At 65.9% G+C, this 22,073-nt stretch carries 18 protein-coding genes and 2 tRNA genes; 4 read left to right on the top strand and 16 right to left on the bottom strand.

The annotated features are described in order from the left end of the window. The first annotated feature begins 427 nt into the window (after positions 1–427). The gene (locus QFZ23_RS14845) at positions 428–1,111 is read left to right on the top strand and encodes a vitamin K epoxide reductase family protein (RefSeq protein ID WP_306924036.1); all 684 of its coding nucleotides are present in this window, start codon (positions 428–430) and stop codon (positions 1,109–1,111) included. A 147-nt stretch (positions 1,112–1,258) separates the two neighbouring features. On the opposite strand, the gene ndk is transcribed toward QFZ23_RS14845, so the two are convergent. Genes ndk through ileS form a run of 4 tightly spaced genes read right to left on the bottom strand, consistent with a single transcriptional unit; the run spans position 1,259 to position 6,890 of the window. Next, entirely contained in the window at positions 1,259–1,678 is a 420-nt protein-coding gene (ndk, locus tag QFZ23_RS14850; RefSeq protein ID WP_306924037.1) for a nucleoside-diphosphate kinase, read from the bottom strand. A 41-nt stretch (positions 1,679–1,719) separates the two neighbouring features. Continuing rightward, positions 1,720–2,184: a DUF4233 domain-containing protein gene (locus QFZ23_RS14855; protein ID WP_306924039.1), complete on the bottom strand. Its 465-nt coding sequence runs from the start codon at positions 2,182–2,184 to the stop codon at positions 1,720–1,722. Continuing rightward, positions 2,184–3,545, bottom strand: a complete 1,362-nt coding sequence (locus QFZ23_RS14860; protein WP_306924041.1) for a bifunctional folylpolyglutamate synthase/dihydrofolate synthase — start codon at positions 3,543–3,545, stop codon at positions 2,184–2,186. Before QFZ23_RS14860 ends, QFZ23_RS14855 begins: the two co-directional genes overlap by 1 nt. Before the next feature lie 3 nt (positions 3,546–3,548). Then, entirely contained in the window at positions 3,549–6,890 is a 3,342-nt protein-coding gene (gene ileS, locus QFZ23_RS14865) for an isoleucine--tRNA ligase (protein WP_306924043.1), read from the bottom strand. Between the two features lie 319 nt (positions 6,891–7,209). Here ileS and QFZ23_RS14870 point away from each other — a divergent pair, with 319 nt between their 5' ends. Further along, positions 7,210–8,262, top strand: a complete 1,053-nt coding sequence (locus tag QFZ23_RS14870) for an endonuclease/exonuclease/phosphatase family protein (protein WP_306924045.1) — start codon at positions 7,210–7,212, stop codon at positions 8,260–8,262. A 5-nt stretch (positions 8,263–8,267) separates the two neighbouring features. Here the strand turns inward: QFZ23_RS14870 and QFZ23_RS14875 are convergent, their stop codons facing one another. Further along, the gene (locus QFZ23_RS14875; protein ID WP_306924046.1) at positions 8,268–9,047 is read right to left on the bottom strand and encodes an SDR family oxidoreductase; all 780 of its coding nucleotides are present in this window, start codon (positions 9,045–9,047) and stop codon (positions 8,268–8,270) included. 76 nt (positions 9,048–9,123) lie between these two features. Further along, the gene (locus QFZ23_RS14880) at positions 9,124–9,498 is read right to left on the bottom strand and encodes a DUF488 domain-containing protein (protein WP_306924047.1); all 375 of its coding nucleotides are present in this window, start codon (positions 9,496–9,498) and stop codon (positions 9,124–9,126) included. Between the two features lie 83 nt (positions 9,499–9,581). Between QFZ23_RS14880 and valS the strand changes: the two genes are divergently transcribed. After that, positions 9,582–12,260, top strand: coding sequence for a valine--tRNA ligase (gene valS, locus QFZ23_RS14885; protein ID WP_306924049.1), 2,679 nt, complete (start codon positions 9,582–9,584; stop codon positions 12,258–12,260). A 413-nt stretch (positions 12,261–12,673) separates the two neighbouring features. Here valS and QFZ23_RS14890 read toward each other — a convergent pair whose 3' ends face one another. The 6 genes from QFZ23_RS14890 to QFZ23_RS14915 all read right to left on the bottom strand — a co-directional run bounded on the left by QFZ23_RS14890 (position 12,674) and on the right by QFZ23_RS14915 (position 18,017). Further along, on the bottom strand, positions 12,674–13,288 hold the full coding sequence (locus QFZ23_RS14890; protein WP_306924051.1) for a mycothiol-dependent nitroreductase Rv2466c family protein: 615 nt from the start codon (positions 13,286–13,288) through the stop codon (positions 12,674–12,676). 139 nt (positions 13,289–13,427) lie between these two features. Beyond that, positions 13,428–14,714 carry an ATP-dependent Clp protease ATP-binding subunit ClpX gene (gene clpX / locus QFZ23_RS14895; protein WP_306924053.1) on the bottom strand — a complete coding sequence of 429 codons (1,287 nt, stop codon included), beginning with the start codon at positions 14,712–14,714 and terminating at the stop codon, positions 13,428–13,430. A 201-nt stretch (positions 14,715–14,915) separates the two neighbouring features. Continuing rightward, the gene (locus tag QFZ23_RS14900) at positions 14,916–15,575 is read right to left on the bottom strand and encodes an ATP-dependent Clp protease proteolytic subunit (RefSeq protein ID WP_003803394.1); all 660 of its coding nucleotides are present in this window, start codon (positions 15,573–15,575) and stop codon (positions 14,916–14,918) included. A 38-nt stretch (positions 15,576–15,613) separates the two neighbouring features. Continuing rightward, on the bottom strand, positions 15,614–16,228 hold the full coding sequence (locus QFZ23_RS14905) for an ATP-dependent Clp protease proteolytic subunit (protein WP_306926869.1): 615 nt from the start codon (positions 16,226–16,228) through the stop codon (positions 15,614–15,616). A 243-nt stretch (positions 16,229–16,471) separates the two neighbouring features. After that, positions 16,472–17,863 (bottom strand): trigger factor, encoded by a 1,392-nt coding sequence (gene tig, locus QFZ23_RS14910; protein WP_306924056.1) that lies wholly within the window; start codon positions 17,861–17,863, stop codon positions 16,472–16,474. 79 nt (positions 17,864–17,942) lie between these two features. Beyond that, a tRNA-Pro gene (locus QFZ23_RS14915) sits at positions 17,943–18,017 on the bottom strand. A gap of 139 nt (positions 18,018–18,156) precedes the next feature. Between QFZ23_RS14915 and QFZ23_RS14920 the strand changes: the two genes are divergently transcribed. Beyond that, positions 18,157–18,230: transfer RNA gene (locus tag QFZ23_RS14920), tRNA-Gly, on the top strand. Between the two features lie 66 nt (positions 18,231–18,296). Here the strand turns inward: QFZ23_RS14920 and QFZ23_RS14925 are convergent. The 4 genes from QFZ23_RS14925 to QFZ23_RS14940 form a co-directional block, all read right to left on the bottom strand. Beyond that, positions 18,297–19,196 (bottom strand): winged helix DNA-binding domain-containing protein, encoded by a 900-nt coding sequence (locus tag QFZ23_RS14925; protein ID WP_306924058.1) that lies wholly within the window; start codon positions 19,194–19,196, stop codon positions 18,297–18,299. Between the two features lie 290 nt (positions 19,197–19,486). Beyond that, positions 19,487–20,389 (bottom strand): Fpg/Nei family DNA glycosylase, encoded by a 903-nt coding sequence (locus tag QFZ23_RS14930; protein WP_306924060.1) that lies wholly within the window; start codon positions 20,387–20,389, stop codon positions 19,487–19,489. Continuing rightward, positions 20,389–20,883: a ribose-5-phosphate isomerase gene (locus QFZ23_RS14935; protein ID WP_306924062.1), complete on the bottom strand. Its 495-nt coding sequence runs from the start codon at positions 20,881–20,883 to the stop codon at positions 20,389–20,391. Before QFZ23_RS14935 ends, QFZ23_RS14930 begins: the two co-directional genes overlap by 1 nt. A gap of 112 nt (positions 20,884–20,995) precedes the next feature. After that, complete coding sequence (locus QFZ23_RS14940; RefSeq protein WP_306924064.1) at positions 20,996–22,012, bottom strand: hypothetical protein; 1,017 nt, start codon at positions 22,010–22,012, stop codon at positions 20,996–20,998. Positions 22,013–22,073: the final 61 nt, after the last annotated feature.

Raw genomic sequence — 22,073 nt, forward strand, 5'->3', positions numbered from 1 at the left:
GCCACATTCGGCACCCATTGGGGCACATATTGTCAAAACCCGCAGGCATTGACAGAAGTCAATTGGATACCAGCAGGCTCGCACCGGCAGTGGGGTGCGGCAGGCCTGACAGGCCGGCGGGATTGTTACTGGAACCCGTTGTTTCTGACAACCACAACCAGGTGCCGTCCAATGAAAGCTGGGAGGCTGGATCTTCTTTCCAAAGCCTGCACCACTGCTCATTGGCGGTCTTGGGAACAAGCCACCGGACTGGAGTTCGAATGTGGTTCGCGCTCCAGCCACGTTTATTCTCTCATATTGCCGTTCAAATACGCTGTAATTGTGTGACAAAGCCGGTCAATGCGGCCCATGGCGGTGAGTACAGACTGCCTCAAGCCGGCGGCGATACAATCTGGGCAGGAGCACCCCAGACAAAGGACGCCATCCCATGCCACGCATATCGCCTTCCACAGGCACGGACTACGAACAGGATCACCAGGACGGTGCCGGGCCCGCCGCGGCTTCGGCCGGTGCCGCCGTACCGGCCATGACACGCGACCGCCCCTTCGGCTGGCTGCTGGTCATCACCGGCGTAGTGGGCTGGCTGGCATCCGGCATCCTGGTGCTGGAAAAGCTGGAGGTCCTCAAGGATCCCAACCACGCCACCGTCTGCGACGTGAACCCCTGGATTTCCTGCGGGCAGGTCATGCAGACGTGGCAGAGTTCAGTCTTTGGCTTCCCGAACATGTTCATCGGAATTGTCGCCTTCGCCGTCACGATCACCGCGGGAATGGCGCTGCTTGCCGGCGCCCGGTTCGCCCGCTGGTACTGGCTTGGGCTGCAGGCCGGCATCACGCTCGGCTTCATCTTCGTAGTGTGGCTGTGGTCCCAGGCGCTGTACTCCATCCGCATCCTGTGCCCGTTCTGCATGGTTGTCTGGGCCGCGATGATTCCGCTCTTTGTCTGGGTGACCGTGCGGAACGTAGTCCACGGCGTGATTCCGGCGCCGGCGGGCCTGGCCCGGATCCTGGGCGACTCGGGCTGGATCATCTCGGCGCTGCTCTACGTTGCCGTGATTGCGACGATCTTCTTCGCATTCATCCAGGTGTTCGCGGGCACCTCAGGGTTCTAGCAGCTCAGGGTTCTAGCAGCGCGAACGTACAGTTAAGCCCCGCGGATCAGCGCGAACGTACAGTTGTGGCCCCCCGCTCCGAGGAGTGAGGGGCCACAACTGTACGTTCGCGCCTAACCTGCCAGCGCGGTTAACCTGCCACGAAGCTCAGGCCGGGAACCAGATCTTGATTTCGCGCTCGGCCGAGTCCACCGAGTCCGAGCCGTGGACGAGGTTCTGCTGGACCTTCAGGCCCCAGTCGCGGCCGAAGTCGCCGCGGATGGTCCCGGGGGCCGCCGTCGTGGGGTCGGTGGTGCCGGCCAGCGACCGGAAGCCTTCGATGACGCGGTGGCCTTCGAAGATCGCTGCCACCACGGGGCCGCTGAGCATGAACTCCACGAGCGGCTCGTAGAACGGCTTGCCCACGTGCTCCTCGTAGTGCTGCTCGAGCAGCTCCCGGCTGGCGTCGGTCTTCTTGAGTTCGGCCAGGGTGTAGCCCTTGGCTTCGATCCTCTTGAGGATCTCGCCCGTCAGGTTGCGGGTGACGCCGTCCGGCTTGATCAGGACAAGGGTGCGCTCAATGCTCACAGTCGCTCCAATGAGGTTGGTAGTGGGTTTCGACGGTAAGTCTACGGGGTCTGGCCGGTGCCTTCATTGCCGGTGGCCTCCGGGTGGGCGGCCTCCCACTCGGCCTGCTCGCGGTCCCGCTGGGCGGACTCGCGGTCAATCCGGATGCCGGCCCGGATGCCGTACCACCAGGCGAGGGCGAACAGCGCGCCCACGAGAAACATCATGGGTTCCGCGAAGCCGCTCAGGATGAGCACCAGCTGCAGGACCCAGCCCAGCCCCACGCCCCACGGCTTGGACAGCACGGCGCAGGCCAGGATCAGCACCACGCTCAGCCCGATGCCCACCGAGAGGATCAGCGCCGGGGAGATCTCGGCACGGCGCAGCCCGAACACCGCCAGCGTGGCGAAGAAGACCACAAAGGCCTCCAGCAGCAGGACCGTCGAGGCGAACATGACCTTGGTGGACCGGCGCTTCTTGGGCATCCCCGGGCGCCATTCACGCTGGGCCTTGGTTAGCCGCGCCATCAGGTGGCTGCCTTGCCAAGCAGGATGCGGGCATCCGCTACCAGCGTGATGGACCCGGTCACCAGCACGCCGCCGGCGAGGTCGTCGTTGGCTTCGGCGCGCTCAACGGCCCACTCCAGTGCGTCGTCCAGCTTCTCGGCGATGTGCACGTTTTCCTCGCCAAAGCCGAGGTCGACGGCGAGTTCCGCCAGTTCCGCTGCAGGCACCGCCCGCGGCGAGTTGGACTGGGTGAAGCAGAATTCCTGTGCGAGGCCGCCCAGTGATTCCTTGAGCTGGCGCAGGATCTCCTCGGCATCCTTTTCCTTGAGCACGCCCACCACCACCACCAGCTTGCTGAAGCTGAAGGCCTCCTGGATTGCCTCGGCCGAGGCCCGGATGCCGTCCGGGTTGTGGGCAGCGTCCACGATGATGGTCGGAGCCGTGCGCACGACTTCCAGCCGGCCCGGGGACGAAACGGTGGCGAAGGCCTCCTGCAGGACCTCCAGGGACAGCTCCTTCTCGCCGCCGCCAAGGAATGCCTCCAGCGCGGCCACAGCCACGGCGGCATTCTCGGCCTGGTGGGCACCGTGCAGCGGGACCATGATGTCCGGGTAGCGTCCGGCGAGGCCCTGGACGGTCACCACTTGGCCGCCAACGGCAACCTGCCGGGACTCGACGCCGAATTCCACGCCCTCGAAGCGGAACGGCACCTGTACCTCCTTGGCCTTCTCCAGCAGGACCTGCGCGGCATCCAGGGGCTGCGCGGCGCTGACGAGGAAGCCGCCGGGCTTGATGATGCCGGCCTTCTCGTAGGCGATGTCCTCGGTGGTGTCGCCCAGCAGGTCGGTGTGGTCAAGGGAGATGGGTGTCACCACGGACACTTGGCCGTCGCCAACGTTGGTGGCATCGGTGATGCCGCCGAGGCCCACCTCCATGATCGCCACATTGACCGGCTGATCGGCGAACACGGCAAAGGCCAGGATGGTCAGGCACTCGAAGTAGGTCAGCCGGGGCTGGCCCTCTGCAGTGAGTTCGTCGTCCACGATCTGCAGGTAGGGCCGGATCTCGTCCCAGATGCGCACGAATGTCTCGTCGGACACGGGCGCGCCGTCAAGGCTGATCCGTTCCGTCACCTTGGACAGGTGGGGGCTGGTGTAGCGCCCGGTGCTGAGTCCGTGGGCGCGCAGGCCCGCCTCGATCATCCGGGCCGTGGACGTTTTGCCGTTGGTGCCGGTGATGTGGATGATCGGGTAGGCCTTGTTCGGCTCCCCCAGCACATCCATGGCGCGGAACAGCGGCGCGAGCCGGGGCTCCATCTTGTTTTCCGGCGCCCGGCCCAGCAGCTCGGCGTAGACGCTCTCCACGGAGAATTCGTCGGTCATGTCTCAGGCCCCCACTTTTTCGACGGTGATGCGCGGTTCCGCGGTGTCGGCCGGCACGGCCTCCAGCTCGAGCGTCAGCGTTTCGGTCTTCACCAGCTCGGCGTTCGCCAGCAGGGCGTCGATGACGTTCTGCGCGGCATTCACGGTGGTCCGGATCCGGTCGCTCACGTTCAGCGCCGCGTCCTTGCGCGCCTGCTGAATGGCACGGACCATGTCACGCGCCAGGCCTTCGGCCTCGAGCTCGGGGGTGACCTCGGTGTTCAGAACCACGAAGCCGCCGGTGGGAAGCACTGCGGCAGCAGAAGACGCAGCTGCTGAACCGCCGTCGGACTCTGCCACCACGGTCTCCAGCGTGTATTCCTGCGGTTCCAGCTCAAGGCCGCCCGCAGTGACGACACCGGCGTCGGAGACAGACCAGTCGCCGGACTTGGAACCCTTGATGGCCAGCTGCACGTTCTTGCCGAGGCGCGGGCCGGCGGCACGGGCGTTGACCACAAGTTTCTGCTCGATGCCGAACTCCTCCGGGGAGGCGCTGGCGGCGTCCAGCAGGCGGACCGAGCGCAGGTTCAGTTCGTCGGCGACGACGGCGGCAAAGCCTTCCAGCGTATCTGCGCCTGGTGCCACGACGGTAAGTTCCTGCAGCGGCAGGCGCACGCGCAGGTTGGCGGCCTTCCGCAGCGAGGAGCCGGTGGAGCAGATCTGCTGCACGCGGTCCATCGCCCCGACCAGGGCGGCATCGGACGGGAACAGCTCTGGGTCCGGCCAGTCGGCGAGGTGCACGGAGCGGCCCCCCGTGAGGCCGCGCCAGATCTCCTCGGAGACGAGCGGCAGCAGCGGTGCGGCCACGCGGCACACGGCCTCCAGGGCGGTGTACAGGGCGTCGAAGGCATCGGCGTTCTCGTCGAAGAAGCGCTGCCGGCTGCGGCGGACGTACCAGTTGGTGAGCATGTCCAGGTAGCTGCGCAGTTCGTCGCAGGCCCCGGAGATGTCGTAGGTGTCCAGCTGGGCCGTCATGTTCCGGACGAGGTCCCCGGTGTTGGCCAGCAGGTACTGGTCCAGCGTGTCCGTGTAGCCGTCGTACCGCAGCTGGGCGTCGTAGCCGTTCCCGCCCTTAGCGGCATTCGTGTACAGCGTGAAGAAGCTGTACACATTCCACAGCGGCAGGATGACCTGGCGGACACCGTCGCGGATGCCCTGTTCGGTGACCACGAGGTTGCCGCCGCGCAGGATGGGGCTGGACATGAGGAACCACCGCATGGCGTCAGAGCCGTCGCGGTCCAGCACTTCGGAGACGTCCGGGTAGTTGCGCAGGCTCTTGGACATCTTCTGGCCGTCGGAGCCCAGCACGATGCCGTGGCTGATGACGTTCCGGAAGGCCGGGCGGTCAAACAGCGCGGTGGACAGGATATGCAGCATGTAGAACCAGCCGCGGGTCTGTCCGATGTACTCCACGATGAAGTCGGCCGGGTTGTGGGTGTCGAACCAGGCCTCGTTCTGGAACGGGTAGTGCACCTGGCCGTAGGGCATGGAGCCGGAGTCGAACCAAACGTCCAGCACGTCCTCCACGCGGCGCATGACCGACTGGCCCTCTTCGGGGGTGCGGGGGTCGTCCGGGTTGGGCCGGGTCAGCTCGTCAATGAACGGCCGGTGCAGGTCCACCTGGCCATCCTTGTTCAGCGGCAGCCGGCCGAAGTCGGCCTCGATTTCCGCGAGGGAGCCGTACACGTCCGTGCGCGGGTACTCGGGGTCGCTGGACTGCCACACCGGGATGGGGCTGCCCCAGTAGCGGTTGCGGCTGATGGACCAATCGCGGGCGTTGGCGAGCCACTTGCCGAACTGGCCGTCCTTGACGTTGCCGGGGATCCAGTTGATCTCCTGGTTCAGCTCGGACATCCGGTCGCGGAACTTGGTGACCTCGACGTACCAGGAGGAGACGGCGCGGTAGATCAGGGGATTGCGGCAGCGCCAGCAGTGCGGGTAACTGTGCTCGTAGCTGGCCTGGCGGACCAGGCGGCCCTGGGCGCGGAGCACCTGGGTGATGGGCTTGTTGGCGTCGAAGACCTGCAGCCCGACGATGTCGTGCAGGTCGCCGTGGGCGAACAGGTGCAGGAACTTGGCGCCCTCGTCCACGGAGAGGACCACGGGGATGCCGGCTTCCTCGCAGACCTTCTGGTCGTCCTCACCGTAGGCGGGTGCCTGGTGGACGATGCCGGTGCCGTCGGTGGTGGTGACATAGTCGGCCACCAGGAACTGCCAGGCGTTCTGGGTGCCGTACTTTTCCGTGTCGGCGAAGTCGTGCCACAGCGGCTCGTAGGTGAGCCCTTCGAGCTCGGCGCCGGTGTGGGTTGACGTGACAGCGGCGGCAGCGGCAGCCGCGCCAGCGGCACCATCACCGTACCCCAGGTCCTTCGCGTAGGTGCCTACCAGGTCCTCGGCGAGCAGGAAGCTGCCGGTGACGGGCACCTCGGCCGAAGCGGCCTTGACGCCGTTCGGTCCGGCGGGCAGCACGGCGTAGCTGATGGAAGGCCCGACGGCGAGCGCCAGGTTGGTGGGCAGCGTCCAGGGCGTGGTGGTCCAGGCGAGCGCCTGCACACCGGCCAGCTGCTTGGACAGGTCCGACTCCCCCGCCTTAACGGGGAACGTCACCGTGACGGTCTGGTCCTGGCGGTTCTTGTAGACGTCGTCATCCATGCGGAGCTCATGGTTGGACAGCGGCGTCTCGTCCTTCCAGCAGTACGGCAGCACGCGGTAGCCGTTGTAGGTCAGGCCCTTCTCGTGCAGCTGCTTGAAAGCCCAGAGCACGGATTCCATGTACTCGACGTTGAGCGTCTTGTAGTCGTTGTCGAAGTCCACCCAGCGGGCCTGGCGGGTGACGTACGCCTGCCACTCGTTGGCGTACTTCATCACGGAGGCGCGGCAGGCGTCGTTGAACTTGTCGATACCCATGGCCTCGATCTGGGTCTTGTCCGTCATGCCCAGCTGCTTCATGGCTTCCAGCTCGGCGGGAAGGCCGTGGGTGTCCCAGCCGAAGCGGCGTTCAACGCGTTTGCCGCGCTGGGTCTGGTAGCGGCCCACCAGGTCCTTGGCGTAGCCGGTCAGCAGGTGGCCGTAGTGCGGCAGGCCGTTGGCGAAGGGCGGGCCGTCGTAGAAGACGAACTCGTTGCTGCCGGGGGCGCCGCCCGGAAGGTCGGCGCTGCGCTGGTCGATGCTTGCCTGGAAGGTGCCGTCCTCGTCCCAGTACTTGAGGATCCGCTCTTCGATCTCTGGGAACTTCACGGAGGCGGACACTCCTGCAGAGGAGCCCGGACCGGACGGGGCTGCTGAGGCCTTGGGGTAATACGTCATCTCGACATCCTGGGTTGAGCTGGTGAACAAGTGGATCATTCAGGATGCGAGGACGGCGCGTGCGCAGTCATGCGACTGCACCGGCACCGCGGTACCACCTCACTTACCGCCGCCCAACTCCGAGGGAGTTCGACGACGGCCGCTCATTGCTGCTGTGACGGGCTTACCCGTCCGGTTCTACTGGCCCTGGTCCGCAACGCGGGCCGGGTGTTCTTCCGGAAGCTCACCGGTGATGGCCGGGTCAAAGCTGTTGGCTCCAGTCTAACTGCTGTCACCGCGGCGGCCATAACCATGAGCGCCCTCGGCCTAGACTCGATCCATGACTGCTTCGGCCAGGGTGTTGGCGCTCTGTATCCTCCTGCCGGTCGCATCGCTTTCGGTGTTCCGTGCCATCCCGGCCGAGTGGCCCACACAGGTGGTCCAGCTGCTGTCCTTCACGCCGTGGTTGGTGGTTCCTGCCGGCCTTGCACTGGCCCTGGCACTGCTGGGCCGGCGGCTGGTGGTCACGGCCGCTGCCGTAGTGCTCCTCGGAGCCCAGCTTTTCTGGCTGTGGGCGCCGGATGCAGGCCGGGCGGGCGCCAGCGCGTCCGCTCCCGGCAGTACCGTTCCGTTGACGGTGATGAGCATCAATTCCCGCTTCGGCAAGGCCGACGCCGCGGAAATCGTCCGGCTGGTACGGGACAACGCGGTGGAACTGCTCGCCGTCCAGGAGTACACCCAGACGCTGGAGGACCGGCTGGCCGCCGAGGGACTGGGAAGCCTCCTTCCCAACCGGATCAGCAGCCCCATGAAGAACGGCTCAGGCAGCGCCACGTACTCAAAACACCCCATCCAAGCCATCGGGCTGATTCCCGACACGCCGTTCCAGATGCCAACCTTCCGGCTGACACTGCCCGTTGCCGGTGCCGGCAAGAATGTCCAAGGCAGTGCGGGTGCTGGCAGCACAAGCCCTGGCAGTGCAGCCGCCACGCTCGAGGTCACCAACGTTCACACCCTCCCGCCGGTGGACGTGCGCGTCGGGCAGTGGCGCAGCGACTTGGAATCGCTGGGCCGGCTGGTGGCGCGCAACGGGGCGGACGGCCTGGGCAACCAGCTCCTGCTCGGCGATTTCAACGCCACCTATGACCACTCGGAGTTCCGCAGGCTGCTCGACGTCGGCCCGGGCGGCCGGAAGCTGGTGGACGTCGGCATGGCATCCGGGGCGCGGTTCACGCCCACATGGCCGATGGACGGCCAGCCATTGCCCGGCATCACCATCGACCACCTGGTCACCAGTCCGCACATTCCGGCGTCGGGCTATGCCGTGCACCGCGTTGCCGGGACGGACCACGCGGCGGTGCTGGCCACGCTGGACGTCCCCGTTGCGGGTTAGCCGGCTCAGGCCTGCTTGCGGATCAGCTTGTAGTTCGATGCCTGAGCCACGGGGCGGATGACGATCTGGTCGAGGTTCACGTGGTGCGGCGCGCTCACGGCGTAGCGCACCACATCGGCCACGTCCCCGGCGGTGAGCGGCTTCTCCACGCCCTGGTACACCTTGCTGGCCGCCTGCGCGTCACCCAGCCGGTTGAGGGCGAACTCCTCGGTCTGGACCAGGCCGGGCGCGATCTCGATGACCCGGACGTTGTGCTCGGCCTCTTCCAGCCGCAGCGCCCCGGTCAGGGCGTGCTGGGCGAACTTGGCGGCGTTGTAGCCGCCGCCGCCTTCATAGGCATCCAGCCCGGCTGTGGAAGTCAGGTTCAGGACAGTGCCCTCGCCGTTCTCGCGCAGCATCGGCAGGAAGGCGCGGGTGAGCTTCATGGTGCCGAGGACGTTCACGCGGTACATCCACTCCCAGTCGTCGGTCACGGCCTGGCCCACACGGTCCGCACCGCGGGCACCGCCGGCGATATTGACCAGCGTGTCGATCCCGCCGGCGGAGGTCACCTCGGCCAGCAGGCGGGCCACGTCCGCGTCCTCGGCGATGTCCGCGGCCAGGGCGACGGCGCCTGTCTCGGATTCCAGCGCGGCCAGCCGTTCCTGGCGGCGGGCGACGGCGTACACGGTCCAGCCGTCGGCACGGAGCGCGCGCACGGTGGCCTCGCCAATGCCCGAGCTGGCGCCCGTCACGAGGGCTGCTTTGTTGGTGGACACGTCAGAGCTTGCGGAAACCTCAGTCATGGCACCACCCTAGCGCCAACCGTTGGTGGGCCAGCCCAATGTTTACTTCCGCGCACCGCATACTTTCCCGGACCGTTCACTTTGCCTGACCACGTGCTGCCAGGAACTCCAGCAGGACTCTGGCGTGGTTCACCTCCGGATCCCGGGCCGCGTACAGCAGTGTCACCTTCCGGTGCTTCGCCGCCAGTTCCAGGAGCTGATCCACCGCCGGATTGCCCGCAAGTTCGTCCTCATACCGGACACGGAAATCCTCGAACCGCTCCTGCATGTGGGCGAATTCCTGCCGCAGCGGCGGGGACGGCGCAACTTCCTTGAGCCACAGCTCCAGCTGGGCCCGTTCCTTACTGACCCCGCGCGGCCAGAGCCTGTCCACCAGAACCCGGAAGCCGTCGTCGTCCGCTGGTTCCTCATAGATGCGTTTGATCGCAAAGGAAGCGTCTGCTTTGGTCATAGGCCGCATGCTACTCCCGGCGTCCGGCAGCGGGCACGCACTGCAGGGCGCGAAACAAATGCCCGGCATGAAACAATTGGGCCATGGCTGAATCAACGCAGGGTACAGACACGCCCGCCACCGCCCCCATCAACGTTCCCGACAAGCCGGCCCTGGAAGGCCTGGAGGCTGCCCTTACGCAGCGCTGGCTCGAGGAAGGAACCTACCGGTTCGACCCGGACACCACCCGGGAACAGGTCTATTCGATCGACACTCCCCCGCCCACCGCTTCCGGTTCCCTCCACGTGGGCCACATGTTCTCCTTCACGCAGACCGACGTGCAGGCCCGCTACATGCGCATGACCGGCAAGAACGTCTTCTACCCCATGGGCTGGGACGACAACGGCCTGCCCACCGAGCGCCGCGTCCAGAACTACTACGGTGTCCGCTGCGATCCCGCCATCCCGTACAACCCGGATTACCAGCCGCCGGCTCAGCCGGCGAAGAACCAGCGGGACTTTGACGTCGTCTCGCGGCAGAACTTCATCGAACTGTGTGAAGAGCTGGCCGTCGAGGACGAAAAGGTCTTCGAGAACCTGTTCCAGACCCTCGGCCTGTCCGTCGACTGGAACCTCACCTACCGCACCATCGACGACACCTCCCGGGCCGTCTCCCAGCGCGCGTTCCTCGCCAACCTGGCCGCCGGCGACGCCTACATGGCCGAGGCCCCCACCCTCTGGGACGTCACTTTCCGCACCGCCGTGGCGCAGGCCGAGCTCGAGGACCGCGAGGTGCCCGGCGCGTACTACCGCTACCCGTTCTTCACGGCCGACGGCGAGAAGATCTTCATCGAGACGACCCGTCCCGAACTGCTCGCGGCCTGCGCCGCCCTGGTGGCCAACCCCGACGACGAGCGGTACCAGCCGCTGTTCGGCAAGACCGTGAAGTCCCCCCTGTTCGACGTCGAGCTGGAGGTCAAGGCGCACCCGCTGGCCAAGGCGGACAAGGGCTCGGGCATCGCGATGGTCTGCACCTTCGGTGACCTGACCGACGTGACCTGGTGGCGCGAACTCCAGCTTCCCACCCGCGCGATCGTGGGCCGCGACGGCCGCATCCTCGCCGAGACTCCGGAGTGGATCACCACGGATGCCGGCCGCGAGGCCTACGCCGCGATCGCCGGCAAGACGGTGTTCTCCGCCAAGGAGGCCGTGGTGGAGCTGCTCACGGCAGCCGACCTGCTCGACGGCGAGCCGAAGAAAATCACCCACCCGGTGAACTTCTTCGAGAAGGGTGACAAGCCCCTCGAGGTCGTCACGTCCCGGCAGTGGTACATCCGCAACGGCGGCCGCGACGAGGACCGCCGCGAACGGCTGATCAGCCGCGGGCAGGACATCGACTTCCACCCGTCCTTCATGCGCTCCCGCTACGAGAACTGGATCGCCGGCCTCAACGGTGACTGGCTGGTCTCCCGCCAGCGCTTCTTCGGCGTGCCGATCCCGGTCTGGTACCCGCTGGACGCCCAGGGCAACCCGGATTACGACAACCCAGTCCTGCCGTCCGACGACCTGCTGCCGGTAGACCCTGCGGCCGACGCCGCACCGGGCTACGACGAATCCCAGCGCGACCAGCCCAACGGCTTCACCGGTGACGCCGACGTGCTGGACACCTGGGCCACCTCCTCCCTGACCCCGCAGATCGTGGGTGGCTGGAGCCGGGACGAGGACCTGTTCGCCAAGGTGTTCCCGTTCGACCTGCGCCCGCAGGGCCACGACATCATCCGCACCTGGCTGTTCTCCTCCGCCGTCCGCGCCGACGCCCTGCAGGACGTCGCACCCTGGAAGCATGCGGCCATCTCCGGCTGGATCCTGGACCCGGACCGGAAGAAGATGTCCAAGTCCAAGGGCAACGTGGTGGTGCCGACGGACGTCCTGAACGAGTACGGCTCCGACGCCGTCCGCTACTGGGCTGCCTCCGCACGCCTGGGCGCCGACACGGCCTACGAGATCGCGCAGATGAAGATCGGCCGCCGCCTGGCCATCAAGCTGCTGAACGCCTCGAAGTTCGTCCTGAACCTCGGCGCCACGGAGAACTCAGTGGTCTCCACGGACCTGTCCGTTCTTACCAACCCCGGGATTGGTCTGCCCAACGCGGAAGAAGCACCCGCGTCGGGGCCCTTGACCAATCCCTTGGACCGTGCCCTGCTGGCCCAGCTCTCCGACGTCGTGGCCCAGGCCACCAAGGCGTTCGACAACTACGACTACGCCCGGGCCCTGCAGATTAGCGAATCGTTCTTCTGGCAGTTCACCGACGACTACGTCGAGCTGATCAAGGACCGCGCCTACGGTGCCGCCGGCGAGACCGAGCAGGCCTCCGTGCTCGCTGCCCTGGCCACCACGCTGGATTCGCTGCTGCGCCTCTTCGCGCCGTTCCTGCCCTTCGCCACCGAAGAGGTCTGGAGCTGGTGGCGGACTGGCTCCGTGCACCGTGCCGCCTGGCCGGCGCCGCTGGAGATCACCGACGGCGACACCGGCATGCTGGGCACCGTGGGCATTGCGCTCAGCGGCATCCGGAAGGCCAAGTCCGAGGCCAAGGTCAAGCAGCGCACCGAGGTCCTGTCGGCGACGATTACGGCCCCGGAGCCGCTCGTGGCCCAGCTTCGGGCAGGGCTCGCGGACCTCAAGGCCGCGGCCAACGCGCAGGAGATCTCGCTCAACACGGGTGAGGGCGAGCTTACCGTGAGCGACGTGGAGCTGGCCCCCGCCGAGGAACCGGCACAGGCCTGACGAGCCCCGGCCGGACACTTCGAAGCCCCATCAGCGCCACGGCGCTGGTGGGGCTTCGGTATTTGGGCAGCTGTTTTTTGGGCAAAGGGGAAGCCCCATCAGCGTTTTGCCGTTGGTGGGGCTTCGACTTTTCGGCTGTCTGGTGACATCTTTGACAGTCTGGCAAGATCCTTGGAAATTTCAGGTCTTCCTACCTTGTCACTGGTAGCCTGCTTCTAACTTTGCCGAAGGCTGCGTTGGAAGCATGTCACTGAATCTTTGGTTCTTGCGTCCCGCTTCTTTCGAAGTGGGTAAGTTCTATCTTTGTCCTCCGGTTCCGGATGCGCAAGAGCCCCGGCAGAACTACTCTCATGTAGTTCTGCCGGGGCTCTTGAAACGCCCGACGGCGGCCCGTCGGTTTAGTCAAAAACAGCTCAGTCGAAGGCGGGGCTTTCGGTCCGGCTGCGCTTGATCTCAAAGAAGTGCGGGTAGGCAGCGAGGGTCACCGACGCGTCCCAGATCTTCCCGGCTTCCTCTCCCCGCGGAATACGGGTGAGGACAGGTCCGAAGAACGCGGTGCCGTTGAAGGCCACCACCGGTGTTCCGACGTCCTGGCCCACCAGGGAGATGCCCTTTTCGTGGCTGGCCCGAAGCTGGGCATCGTACTTGTCGGAGTCAGCGACGGTTGCCAGTTCGGCGGGAAGGCCGCAGTCGGCCAGGGCCTTGCTGATGACGATCGAGAAGTCCTTCTGGCCGCCGTCGTGGATTTGCGATCCCATGGCGTCGTACAGCGGCTTGACCACGTGGTCGCCATGCTGCTCCTGCGCGGCGATGATGACCCTGACCGGGCCCCAGGCCTTGTCCATGGCTTCACGGTACTTCGGGTCGAGGTCGCGGCCTTCGTTCAGCACGGACAGACTCATGACGTGCCACTCAGTCTTGATGTTACGGACGCCTTCCACCTCGCCGATCCAGCGGGAGGTGATCCAGGCGAACGGGCAGAGGGGGTCGAACCAGAAGTCGGCTTTGTTGGCAGCGTTCTCAGACACAGCAAATCTCCTCAGGGAAGTCTTGGGGTATGGCGCGCCGCAGAGGAATATCCTCAGGCCACGCTTAAGCGACAGCGGCGGACTGGGTGGATTTATTCCGGCCAGGCCGATTTGTTCCGGCCAGACCGATTTGTTCCGGCTAGGCGGACTTGTTCCGCCGTTTGGCCACGACGTCGTGCGTGATCATGGTGGGCTGGGCCTTCTTGGCCACGACGTCCGCCGTGATGACCACGCTGGCGATGTCGTCCCTGCTGGGCAGGTCGAACATGACCGGCAGGAGGACTTCCTCCATAATGGCGCGCAGTCCGCGGGCTCCGGTTCCCCGTTCCAGGGCCTGGTCGGCAATCAGGTCCAGGGCGGCGTCGTCGAACACCAGCTCCACGCCGTCCAGCTGGAACATCTTCTGGTACTGCTTGACCAGGGCGTTCTTGGGCGTGGACAGGATCTGGATCAGGGCCGGACGGTCAAGATTGGACACGGTGGTGATGACCGGCAGGCGGCCGATGAACTCCGGAATAAGCCCGAACTTCAGCAGGTCTTCCGGCATCACTTCGCCGTAGGAGTCGGTGTTCTTGACCTCGTTCAGCGGCGCGCCGAAACCGATGCCCTTGCGTCCGGAGCGTGAACCGATGATGTCCTCCAGGCCGGCAAAGGCGCCGGCAACGATGAAGAGGACGTTGGTGGTGTCGATCTGGATGAATTCCTGGTGCGGATGCTTGCGGCCGCCCTGCGGTGGAACCGAGGCAACCGTTCCTTCGAGGATCTTCAGCAGCGCCTGCTGCACGCCCTCGCCCGAAACGTCTCGGGTGATCGAGGGGTTTTCGCTCTTGCGCGAGATCTTGTCGATCTCGTCGATGTAGATGATGCCCTGTTCGGCCTTCTTGACGTCATAGTCGGCGGCCTGGATGAGCTTGAGGAGGATGTTCTCCACGTCTTCGCCCACATACCCGGCTTCTGTCAGGGCGGTGGCGTCGGCAACGGCAAAGGGCACGTTCAGCCGGCGCGCCAGGGTCTGCGCAAGGTAGGTCTTGCCGCAGCCGGTGGGGCCAATCAGGAGAATGTTGGACTTCGAGATTTCAACGTCGTCGTGGTGGACGCCGTCCGCCAATGTGCCGCTCTTGGGCGCATGACCGGCCTGGATCCGCTTGTAATGGTTGTAAACCGCGACGGCGAGGGAACGCTTGGCGGGTTCCTGGCCAATGACGTATTCCTGCAGGAAGTCAAAGATCTCGCGGGGCTTGGGCAGTTCGAAGCTGCCCAGATCGGCGACCTCTGCGAGTTCTTCCTCGATGATCTCGTTACAGAGCTCAATGCACTCGTCGCAGATGTAGACGCCGGGCCCGGCAATGAGCTTGCGCACCTGCTTCTGGCTCTTGCCACAGAAAGAGCACTTGAGCAGATCCGCGCTCTCGCCAATCCGAGCCATATGTGAACCCCTTAGTATCTTGCCGCAAGGGCAGCTTGCACCGGTTGCTGGAATCACGGCCGTACCTGGCGGATCCGGCAATGATTACATCCACTCTAGGTCACATTCGGCCCGAGGGGTGGAAACCGGGCGCCGGTGCGGTTCAAAGATATAAACCGCACCGGCGTCCGTTACTGCCATTTACCCGGCATGCGCCCGTATTTAGCGGGCAAGTGCCTGCGGCTTGATCTTGCGGGAATCGAGAACCTGGTCGATCAGGCCGTAATCCTGTGCCTCTGCGGCGGTGAGGATCTTGTCCCGCTCGATGTCGTTGTTGACCTGTTCCGGCGTCCGGCCGGAGTGCTTGGCCAGGGTGTCCTCCAGCCAGGTCCGCATGCGCATGACTTCGGCCGCCTGGATCTCCAGGTCCGATGCCTGTCCGCCCTGGCCGCCGGACAGCGCCGGCTGGTGGATCAGGACGCGGGCGTTGGGCAGCGCCAGCCGCTTGCCCGGCGTTCCGGCGGCCAGCAGCACGGCAGCGGCACTTGCCGCCTGGCCCAGGCACACGGTCTGGATCTCAGGGCGGATGTACTGCATGGTGTCGTAGATCGCGGTCATGGCCGTGAAGGAGCCGCCTGGCGAGTTGATGTAGATGGTGATGTCGCGGTCCGGGTCCGTGGACTCCAGCACCAGCAACTGTGCCATGACGTCATCGGCAGAGGCGTCGTCCACCTGGACACCGAGGAAGATGATGCGGTCCTCGAAGAGCTTGGTGTAGGGGTCCTGTCGCTTGAAGCCGTACGGCGTGCGCTCCTCGAACTGCGGCAGAACGTAACGGCTTGTCGGCAGGTTACCGGCAGACGATCCGAAATTGTAGTTCATGTTCATTGCTCCTGGATTCAGTTCTGTCTTGATGCCGGTTAGCTCTGGCCGTTGGATGAAGCGTTCTGGGTTCCGCCGCCGCCGGCGACAGACCCTGCGTGCGCCGAGATCTTGTCGAAGAAGCCATACTCGAGCGCTTCGGTGGCGGTAAACCACTTGTCGCGGTCGTTGTCCTTGAGGATGGTTTCCACCGTCTGGCCGGTCTGGTCCGCGGTGAGCTCAGCCATGATCTTCTTCATGTGGAGGATCAGCTCGGCCTGGATCTTGATGTCCGAAGCCGTTCCGCCGATGCCGCCGGAAGGCTGGTGCATCAGGATACGGGCGTTCGGGGTGGCGTACCGCTTGCCCTTGGTGCCGGAGGACAGCAGGAACTGTCCCATGGACGCAGCCAGGCCGGTGGCGACGGTAACGACGTCATTGGGGATGAACTGCATGGTGTCGTAGATGGCCATGCCGGCCGTCACCGAGCCGCCGGGAGAGTTGATGTAGAGGTAGATGTCCTTGTTGGGATCCTCGGCGGAAAGCAGCAGCAGCTGTGAGCAGATGGCGTTCGCGTTCTCGTCGCGGACTTCGGAGCCAAGCCAGATGATGCGCTCTTTCAGCAGGCGGTTGTAGATGTAGTTATCCTGGGCTGCAGGATCGACGGTTGCCATGCGGGGGGCCGCTGCTTGCTGTGACATTTGTACTTACCTCTCGCTGGTGACGGTGACATCACTGAACGACATCACTGAACTTCACTACTTGGACACTAACCGCTTTCGGGGCGGATTTGTTCGCCGGAATCGCGCTGTTCGCTGACGGCGCACGATTGGCCGCGGGAGCTGTACACCGGCCGTTAACGCGCCAGCCCCCGGATCCGAGGACCCGGGGGCTGGCGGCACTGATGCGTGCAGCTGCTAGAACTTCACGGCCGCGGGGTCGTCGTTCGCGACGGCCTCGCCGGCTGCCTCTTCAGCTTCGGTTTCTGCTTCGGCTTCGACGGCCGGAGCCTCTTCGCCGCCGGGGCGGACGAAGTCGCTCAGGTCGACCTTGTTGCCCTCGGAGTCGGTGACCTCGGCCTGGCCCAGGACGACGGCCAGCGCCTTGCGGCGGCGGACCTCGGAGACCATCATGGGAACCTGGCCGCTCTGGTCGATGATCTGGGCGAACTGGTTCGGGTCCATGCCGTACTGGCTGGCGGTGGTGACGATGTAGTCGATCAGCTCATTCTGGCTGACGCCCACTTCTTCCTTCTCGGCGATGGCGTCGAGGATGATCTCGTTCTGGAAGGCGCGCTCGGTGTTGGCCTTGACCTCGGCGCGGTGCTCTTCGGTGTCGTGCTCGCCTTCACCGTGGGAGTTCTCGGCCTTGAAGTGCTGCTCGAGCTGCTCTTCGACGACAGATTCCGGAACCGGAACCTCAACCAGCTCGACGAGCTTGTCCAGGACCTTGTCGCGGGCTTCGACGCCCTGCTCGACGACCTTGGAGTCGGCGGCCTGCTTGGCGAGGTCCTCGCGCAGTTCGGCCAGGGTGTCGAACTCGGAAGCCAGCTGGGCGAAGTCATCGTTCGCCTCGGGCAGCTCGCGCTCCTTCACGGACTTGACAACAACCTTGACCTGGGCGGACTCGCCGGCGTGGTCGCCGCCCACGAGGGTGGTGTCGAAGATGGCGTCCTCGTCAGCGCTCAGGCCGGTGACGGCCTCGTCCATGCCCTCGAGCATGGTGCCGGCGCCAACCTGGTAGGACAGTCCGGAAGCGGAGTCGACCTCGGCGCCGTCGATGCTTGCGGTGATGTCGATGCTGAGGAAGTCGCCGTCAGCGGCGGGGCGCTCCACGGTCTTGAGCGTGCCGAAGCGGCCGCGCAGTTCATCGAGGGCCTTGTCGACATCGGCGTCGGAGGACTCGGCTGCGGCAACCTCAACCTTGATGCCGGCGTAGTCGGGCAGTTCGATCTCGGGGCGGACGTCAACCTCGGCCTGGAACTTAAGCTCGCCGTCGGTGGCGGAGGGGTCCGGAACCTCGGTGATCTCAACCTCGGGACGGCTCAGCGGGCGGATGCCGGATTCCTGGACGGCAGCCTGGTACCAGCCGTTGAGGCCCTCGTTGATGGCCGTCTCCAGGACGTAACCGCGGCCGACGCGCTGGTCGATCAGCTTGGCAGGAACCTTGCCCTTACGGAAGCCAGGGACCTGGATCTGCGAAGCAACAGTCTTGTATGCCTCGTCGATGCTGGGCTTCAATTCCTCAAAGGGGACCTCAACATTGAGCTTGACCCGCGTGGGGGTGAGGTTCTCGACAGCGCTCTTCACGGTCTAAGTACTCCTGGTTTTGTTGGATGGGTTCTGCAAACGCGTTGTTGTGACCAGGCCTGGGGCCCGGGCCGCAGAGTCGGGGTGACAGGATTTGAACCTGCGACTTCCTGCTCCCAAAGCAGGCGCTCTAGCCAAGCTGAGCTACACCCCGTAATGCACAGGACAGTCTACGTTCATCCCTGCCGCGTTTGCACATTTGACACGTGGGGCATGAATTAGGTTTAGTTATATCCGGCTTGAACAGCCGCCGAAGAAAAGCCCAAAGGCCAGTGCGCCGGAACGCTTTCCTCGGGGACGTAGCTTAATGGTAAAGCCTCAGTCTTCCAAACTGATTACGCGGGTTCGATTCCCGTCGTCCCCTCCACACCAAAGAGGCCCCTCGCTGAGGGGCCTCTTTCACGTTAAGGCTGCCCATGGTGATGCCGGGGGCTTAGGCGTGACCCCCGACATCCACCGTGCCGAGGGTGAGGCGCGCTTCCGACTGGAGGAAGTTTCCCACCCGATCCGCCTGCTGGGCCAGCTCCTCCAGCTGAGATGCCCCCGCCGACTGGAACAGCTCGGCAGTGATCTCCACTTTCTTTCCGGAACGGCGATGGTGCCACAGTCCGCGGACAACGCCGTCGATGAGTATGACGGGATAGTTACCAGCCTGCCCCCTGGCCAGGGCACGGGTACTTGCCACACCCGGGAACAGCAGATTCCGGGGCTGGCCGGCCACCACAAAGGAATCGAAGTAGGGAAGCAGCCTGATGCCCGAAGGTTCCGTGGTGATGGCCCCGGTGTCGCTCCGCAGCACCCAGGCCGGCATCCCTGCCACGGTGACCTGGGCCAGCTCTCCGCGGTGGTCATCAAAGAGGCCGGACGCCCACTGGCGCGGAACCGCCAGCCACCGGGCGAAATGCGCGGGGGTAGCGGGTCCGTAGGCCTGCAGGTAGGCCCGGACGAGCCAGCCCAGCGCCGGCGCAGCATCGGCCGGCCGGAACCCGGGAAGTAGCTGCCCAGGGCTGCGGTATGTCGTTGCCCGGCCCCTGCCGGCGCCAAAGCACAGCGCCCCGCGGAAGCCCGCGGTCCCCATCGCCGCGCGCCAGCGCGGCCACACGGTCTGGAATGCGGGCATCATCGGTTCAGCCGCCCAGGTACCGGTTCTGGCGACAATAGCGTCAGTGAGTTCGTCGACGGTCAGCTCGGCGTCCCGCAGCGCGTCTGCAATTGCGGCCACGATCTCATCCGTCTGGCCGGATGTCAGGAATTGTCCCACCGCCGGTGCGGGCGGAATGGCACCCAGCGCCCCGGTCCACTGGGAGAGGTCGGCTGCGGGCAGCAGGTGCACGGTACCCCGTGGCCCGAAGGTCCTGACCAGGTTTCCGTCCTCCAGAGCGCTTTGCGGACGTCGCCCCTGGAAATTCCAGCGCCGCGAATCCCCACGGACAGCTCCGCGGCCTGCATTACCTGGGCGTGCGCGCCGCACATGGCCCGCACGATGTCGGCCGGGGTACCGGTTTGCGAAGGAGCCGCAAGCCACTGGCGCTCCAGGCGCCTGGCGGAGACCCGCGCCCAGGAATACTCCCGTACCGGCCCGTCAGTCATCGCCCGCCACTTCCTCGCCCGCAGCCGGTCAGCTCAGGCGGGCTGCTGGCAGGACGGGCACCAGTACAGTTTGCGGGCGGCGTGTTCGGCCAGGGCAACCGGAGTGCCGCAGACGCGGCAGGGCTGGCCATGGCGGCGGTAGACAAAGTGCGCCTCCTCCCCCGGCGGAAGCTGATCACTCCGGGTCCAGAAGCCGGCGGTGGTGGTGATGATCCGCCCGTCGCGGACGCCGTCGGCCATCACCGCGGCGGTGTCGTCCCAGAGGAGGCCGGCGGCGTCCGCCGTGAGCGCGCGGCCGGGAAGCAGGGGGTCAATCCGGCCGCGGAACAGCACCTCGGCCCGGTAGACGTTCCCGACGCCGGCAATCACCTTCTGGTCCATCAGCAACGTGGCGAGCGGCGTCCGCTTCGCCAGGATGCGCCGGATGAAGTCGTCCCGGCTGCCGCCGGTATTGTGGAGCGGATCCGGACCCAGACGCTCCAGCACGGCTGCCGCCTCGGCGTCGGTGATGGCCGCGCACGTGGTGGCGCCGCGCAGGTCGGCCCAGCCATGGTCACTCACCAGCCGGACCCGCACGGCTCCGACCGGCGCCGGCGGGCCGGCGTACTCGGCCGGAACAGTGTCGCCGGTGCGGTCGGCCACTTCCCGCTCCCCCACCCTGCGGGGCGCGCCAATGCTGGAGGCACCGCGGAACTGTCTGTCCCCGCCGAAATCCCAGGCCCCGTAGAGGCCCAGGTGGACGTGCAGCACCAGCCCGTGCTCGAAGTGCAGGAACAGGTGCTTGCCGTGCGCGGACGCGTGCATCATGGTGTGCCCGTCCAGCAGGGCGGCGCCGGCGGCAAAGCGGCCCTGGGGGCTGCTGACAGCCAGCCGCTCGCCGGCAAACACGTCAGCGAACTGGCGGGCCAGCCGGTGTATGGAGTGGCCTTCCGGCACTATTCGACGATCTCGCCGGTGGTTTCGTAGGTGGCGATCTTGCCGATGCGCCGGATGTGCCGCTCGTCGTTGCTGAAAGGCTCCTGCAGGAAGGCCTCGATCAGGGACGTCGCCTCCTCGACGCTGTGCTGGCGCCCGCCGACAGCCACGACGTTGGCATCGTTGTGCTCGCGGGCCAGCGTGGCGGTGGCGTGGTTCCAGGCGAGGGCGGCGCGGACGCCCTTGACCTTGTTGGCCGCGATCTGCTCGCCGTTTCCGGATCCGCCCAGCACGATGCCCAGTGCGTGGACGCCGGCTTCCTGGTCCGCAACCACTGCGAGCGCCGCGTTGATGCAGAACGACGGGTAGTCGTCCAGGGCGTCGTATTCCTTGGGGCCGTGATCCACCACGTCGTAGCCGTTCGCCGTCAGGTGCTTGACCAGGTGAGCGCTCAGCTCCATGCCGGCGTGGTCGGTGGCGATGTGGACCCGCGGAAATGCAGGGTTTGTTGTCACGGTAGCTTCCGTTCAGTCATGAGCACCGGGGCGCAGCCGGGCTGGTACAGGTCAAATCAACAGATCCAAGAGTACTCGGTGTGCCTCGGCCAGTGAGGAGCCGCCCGGGCAGTTACGCTTCCGCGTCACCCTGGGCCGGCGGGCGGGCGTCGCGGCGTGCCCGTGCCGCAACGCGGGTCAGGACCTCCGCCAGAAGGGCAGCGGAGTCGGGGTTTCCGCCGCTTACGGCGAGCCGGTGGCCGTCGGTCTTGCGGACGACGACGGCGGGGCCGCTGCTGACGAGCACCGCTGCGGTTCCGTCGTGGTTGCGGTAGCCCCAGCCGCCGTAGTCGGCGGCGCGGACGTCCGCCGGATGGGCTGCAGAGATGGCGGTAGCGGGGACATCGATGACGCGCAGGATGCCGGCGAGGAAAACGCGCAGTCCGCTGCGGTCCGCGGTGACCCTGGCGAACAGGAACGCGGCCCCAACCAGGGCGGCCGCCACCAGCAGGGCCCCCAGCCACGGCACGGCGATGGCAATCAGCGAAGCGGGAAACAGGCTGGCGATGGCGATCATGACAAAGACGGAGCTGCGCGCATGCACCCAGAACCGCACGGAATCCCCGGCAAGATCGGGATCGAGCTCCTGCTCCAGCGCGTGCTGCAGGGCGCGGTCGTCCTCCGGGGTCCACTGGTGGTCCGCCTTGAAGACGAATCCAATGATCACCCCCAAGGACAGCGCGGCACCGCTGCCCATGGCCAGGACAATCACATCCACACTGGATTCCCGGGCGTCCGCCGCCCCGGCTTGGCCTACCAGGGCGGCCGCCAGCACGGCGGTGACAAAAAGGCTCACCGTCAGCCCTGCGCCCATCATGATCCGGCGCATCACGGTGGGCCGCGAAAGCGGCACAGCCTGCAACAGCACCAGCCAGCCGACGAGGACAATCAGGGCGGCCCCGCCGCCCACAAAGGCGGGGAATGGCGCGAAGGCGGTACCGCCGTTGGTATTCCACATGACCGCCAGCGGCTCCGGCAGATCCGGCCGCAACAGCACGGCGCAGACCGCGAACCCGGTAGCAAGCAACACTGGGAAGCCGATCGCGAACCGCAGCGCCTTGGTGTCCACAGCATCGAGGATCTTTCCCATGCCTTAACGCTACCCCTGCGCGGGGCCCGCTGGAGGGGACTGGCTACGGCAATGAACCAGC

The sequence above is a fragment of the Arthrobacter globiformis genome, from assembly GCF_030818015.1.
In the GTDB taxonomy this organism is placed as follows: domain Bacteria; phylum Actinomycetota; class Actinomycetes; order Actinomycetales; family Micrococcaceae; genus Arthrobacter; species Arthrobacter globiformis_C.

Excerpts from the sequence above, each read along its gene's own strand:
- QFZ23_RS14845 (WP_306924036.1), top strand. The coding sequence starts at position 428 with ATGCCACGCATATCGCCTTCCACAGGCACGGACTACGAACAGGATCAC.
- QFZ23_RS14855 (WP_306924039.1), bottom strand. The coding sequence starts at position 2,184 with ATGGCGCGGCTAACCAAGGCCCAGCGTGAATGGCGCCCGGGGATGCCC.
- QFZ23_RS14860 (WP_306924041.1), bottom strand. The coding sequence starts at position 3,545 with ATGACCGACGAATTCTCCGTGGAGAGCGTCTACGCCGAGCTGCTGGGC.
- ileS (WP_306924043.1), bottom strand. The coding sequence starts at position 6,890 with ATGACGTATTACCCCAAGGCCTCAGCAGCCCCGTCCGGTCCGGGCTCC.
- QFZ23_RS14870 (WP_306924045.1), top strand. The coding sequence starts at position 7,210 with ATGACTGCTTCGGCCAGGGTGTTGGCGCTCTGTATCCTCCTGCCGGTC.
- QFZ23_RS14875 (WP_306924046.1), bottom strand. The coding sequence starts at position 9,047 with ATGACTGAGGTTTCCGCAAGCTCTGACGTGTCCACCAACAAAGCAGCC.
- QFZ23_RS14880 (WP_306924047.1), bottom strand. The coding sequence starts at position 9,498 with ATGACCAAAGCAGACGCTTCCTTTGCGATCAAACGCATCTATGAGGAA.
- valS (WP_306924049.1), top strand. The coding sequence starts at position 9,582 with ATGGCTGAATCAACGCAGGGTACAGACACGCCCGCCACCGCCCCCATC.
- clpX (WP_306924053.1), bottom strand. The coding sequence starts at position 14,714 with ATGGCTCGGATTGGCGAGAGCGCGGATCTGCTCAAGTGCTCTTTCTGT.
- QFZ23_RS14900 (WP_003803394.1), bottom strand. The coding sequence starts at position 15,575 with ATGAACTACAATTTCGGATCGTCTGCCGGTAACCTGCCGACAAGCCGT.
- QFZ23_RS14905 (WP_306926869.1), bottom strand. The coding sequence starts at position 16,228 with ATGGCAACCGTCGATCCTGCAGCCCAGGATAACTACATCTACAACCGC.
- QFZ23_RS14940 (WP_306924064.1), bottom strand. The coding sequence starts at position 22,012 with ATGGGAAAGATCCTCGATGCTGTGGACACCAAGGCGCTGCGGTTCGCG.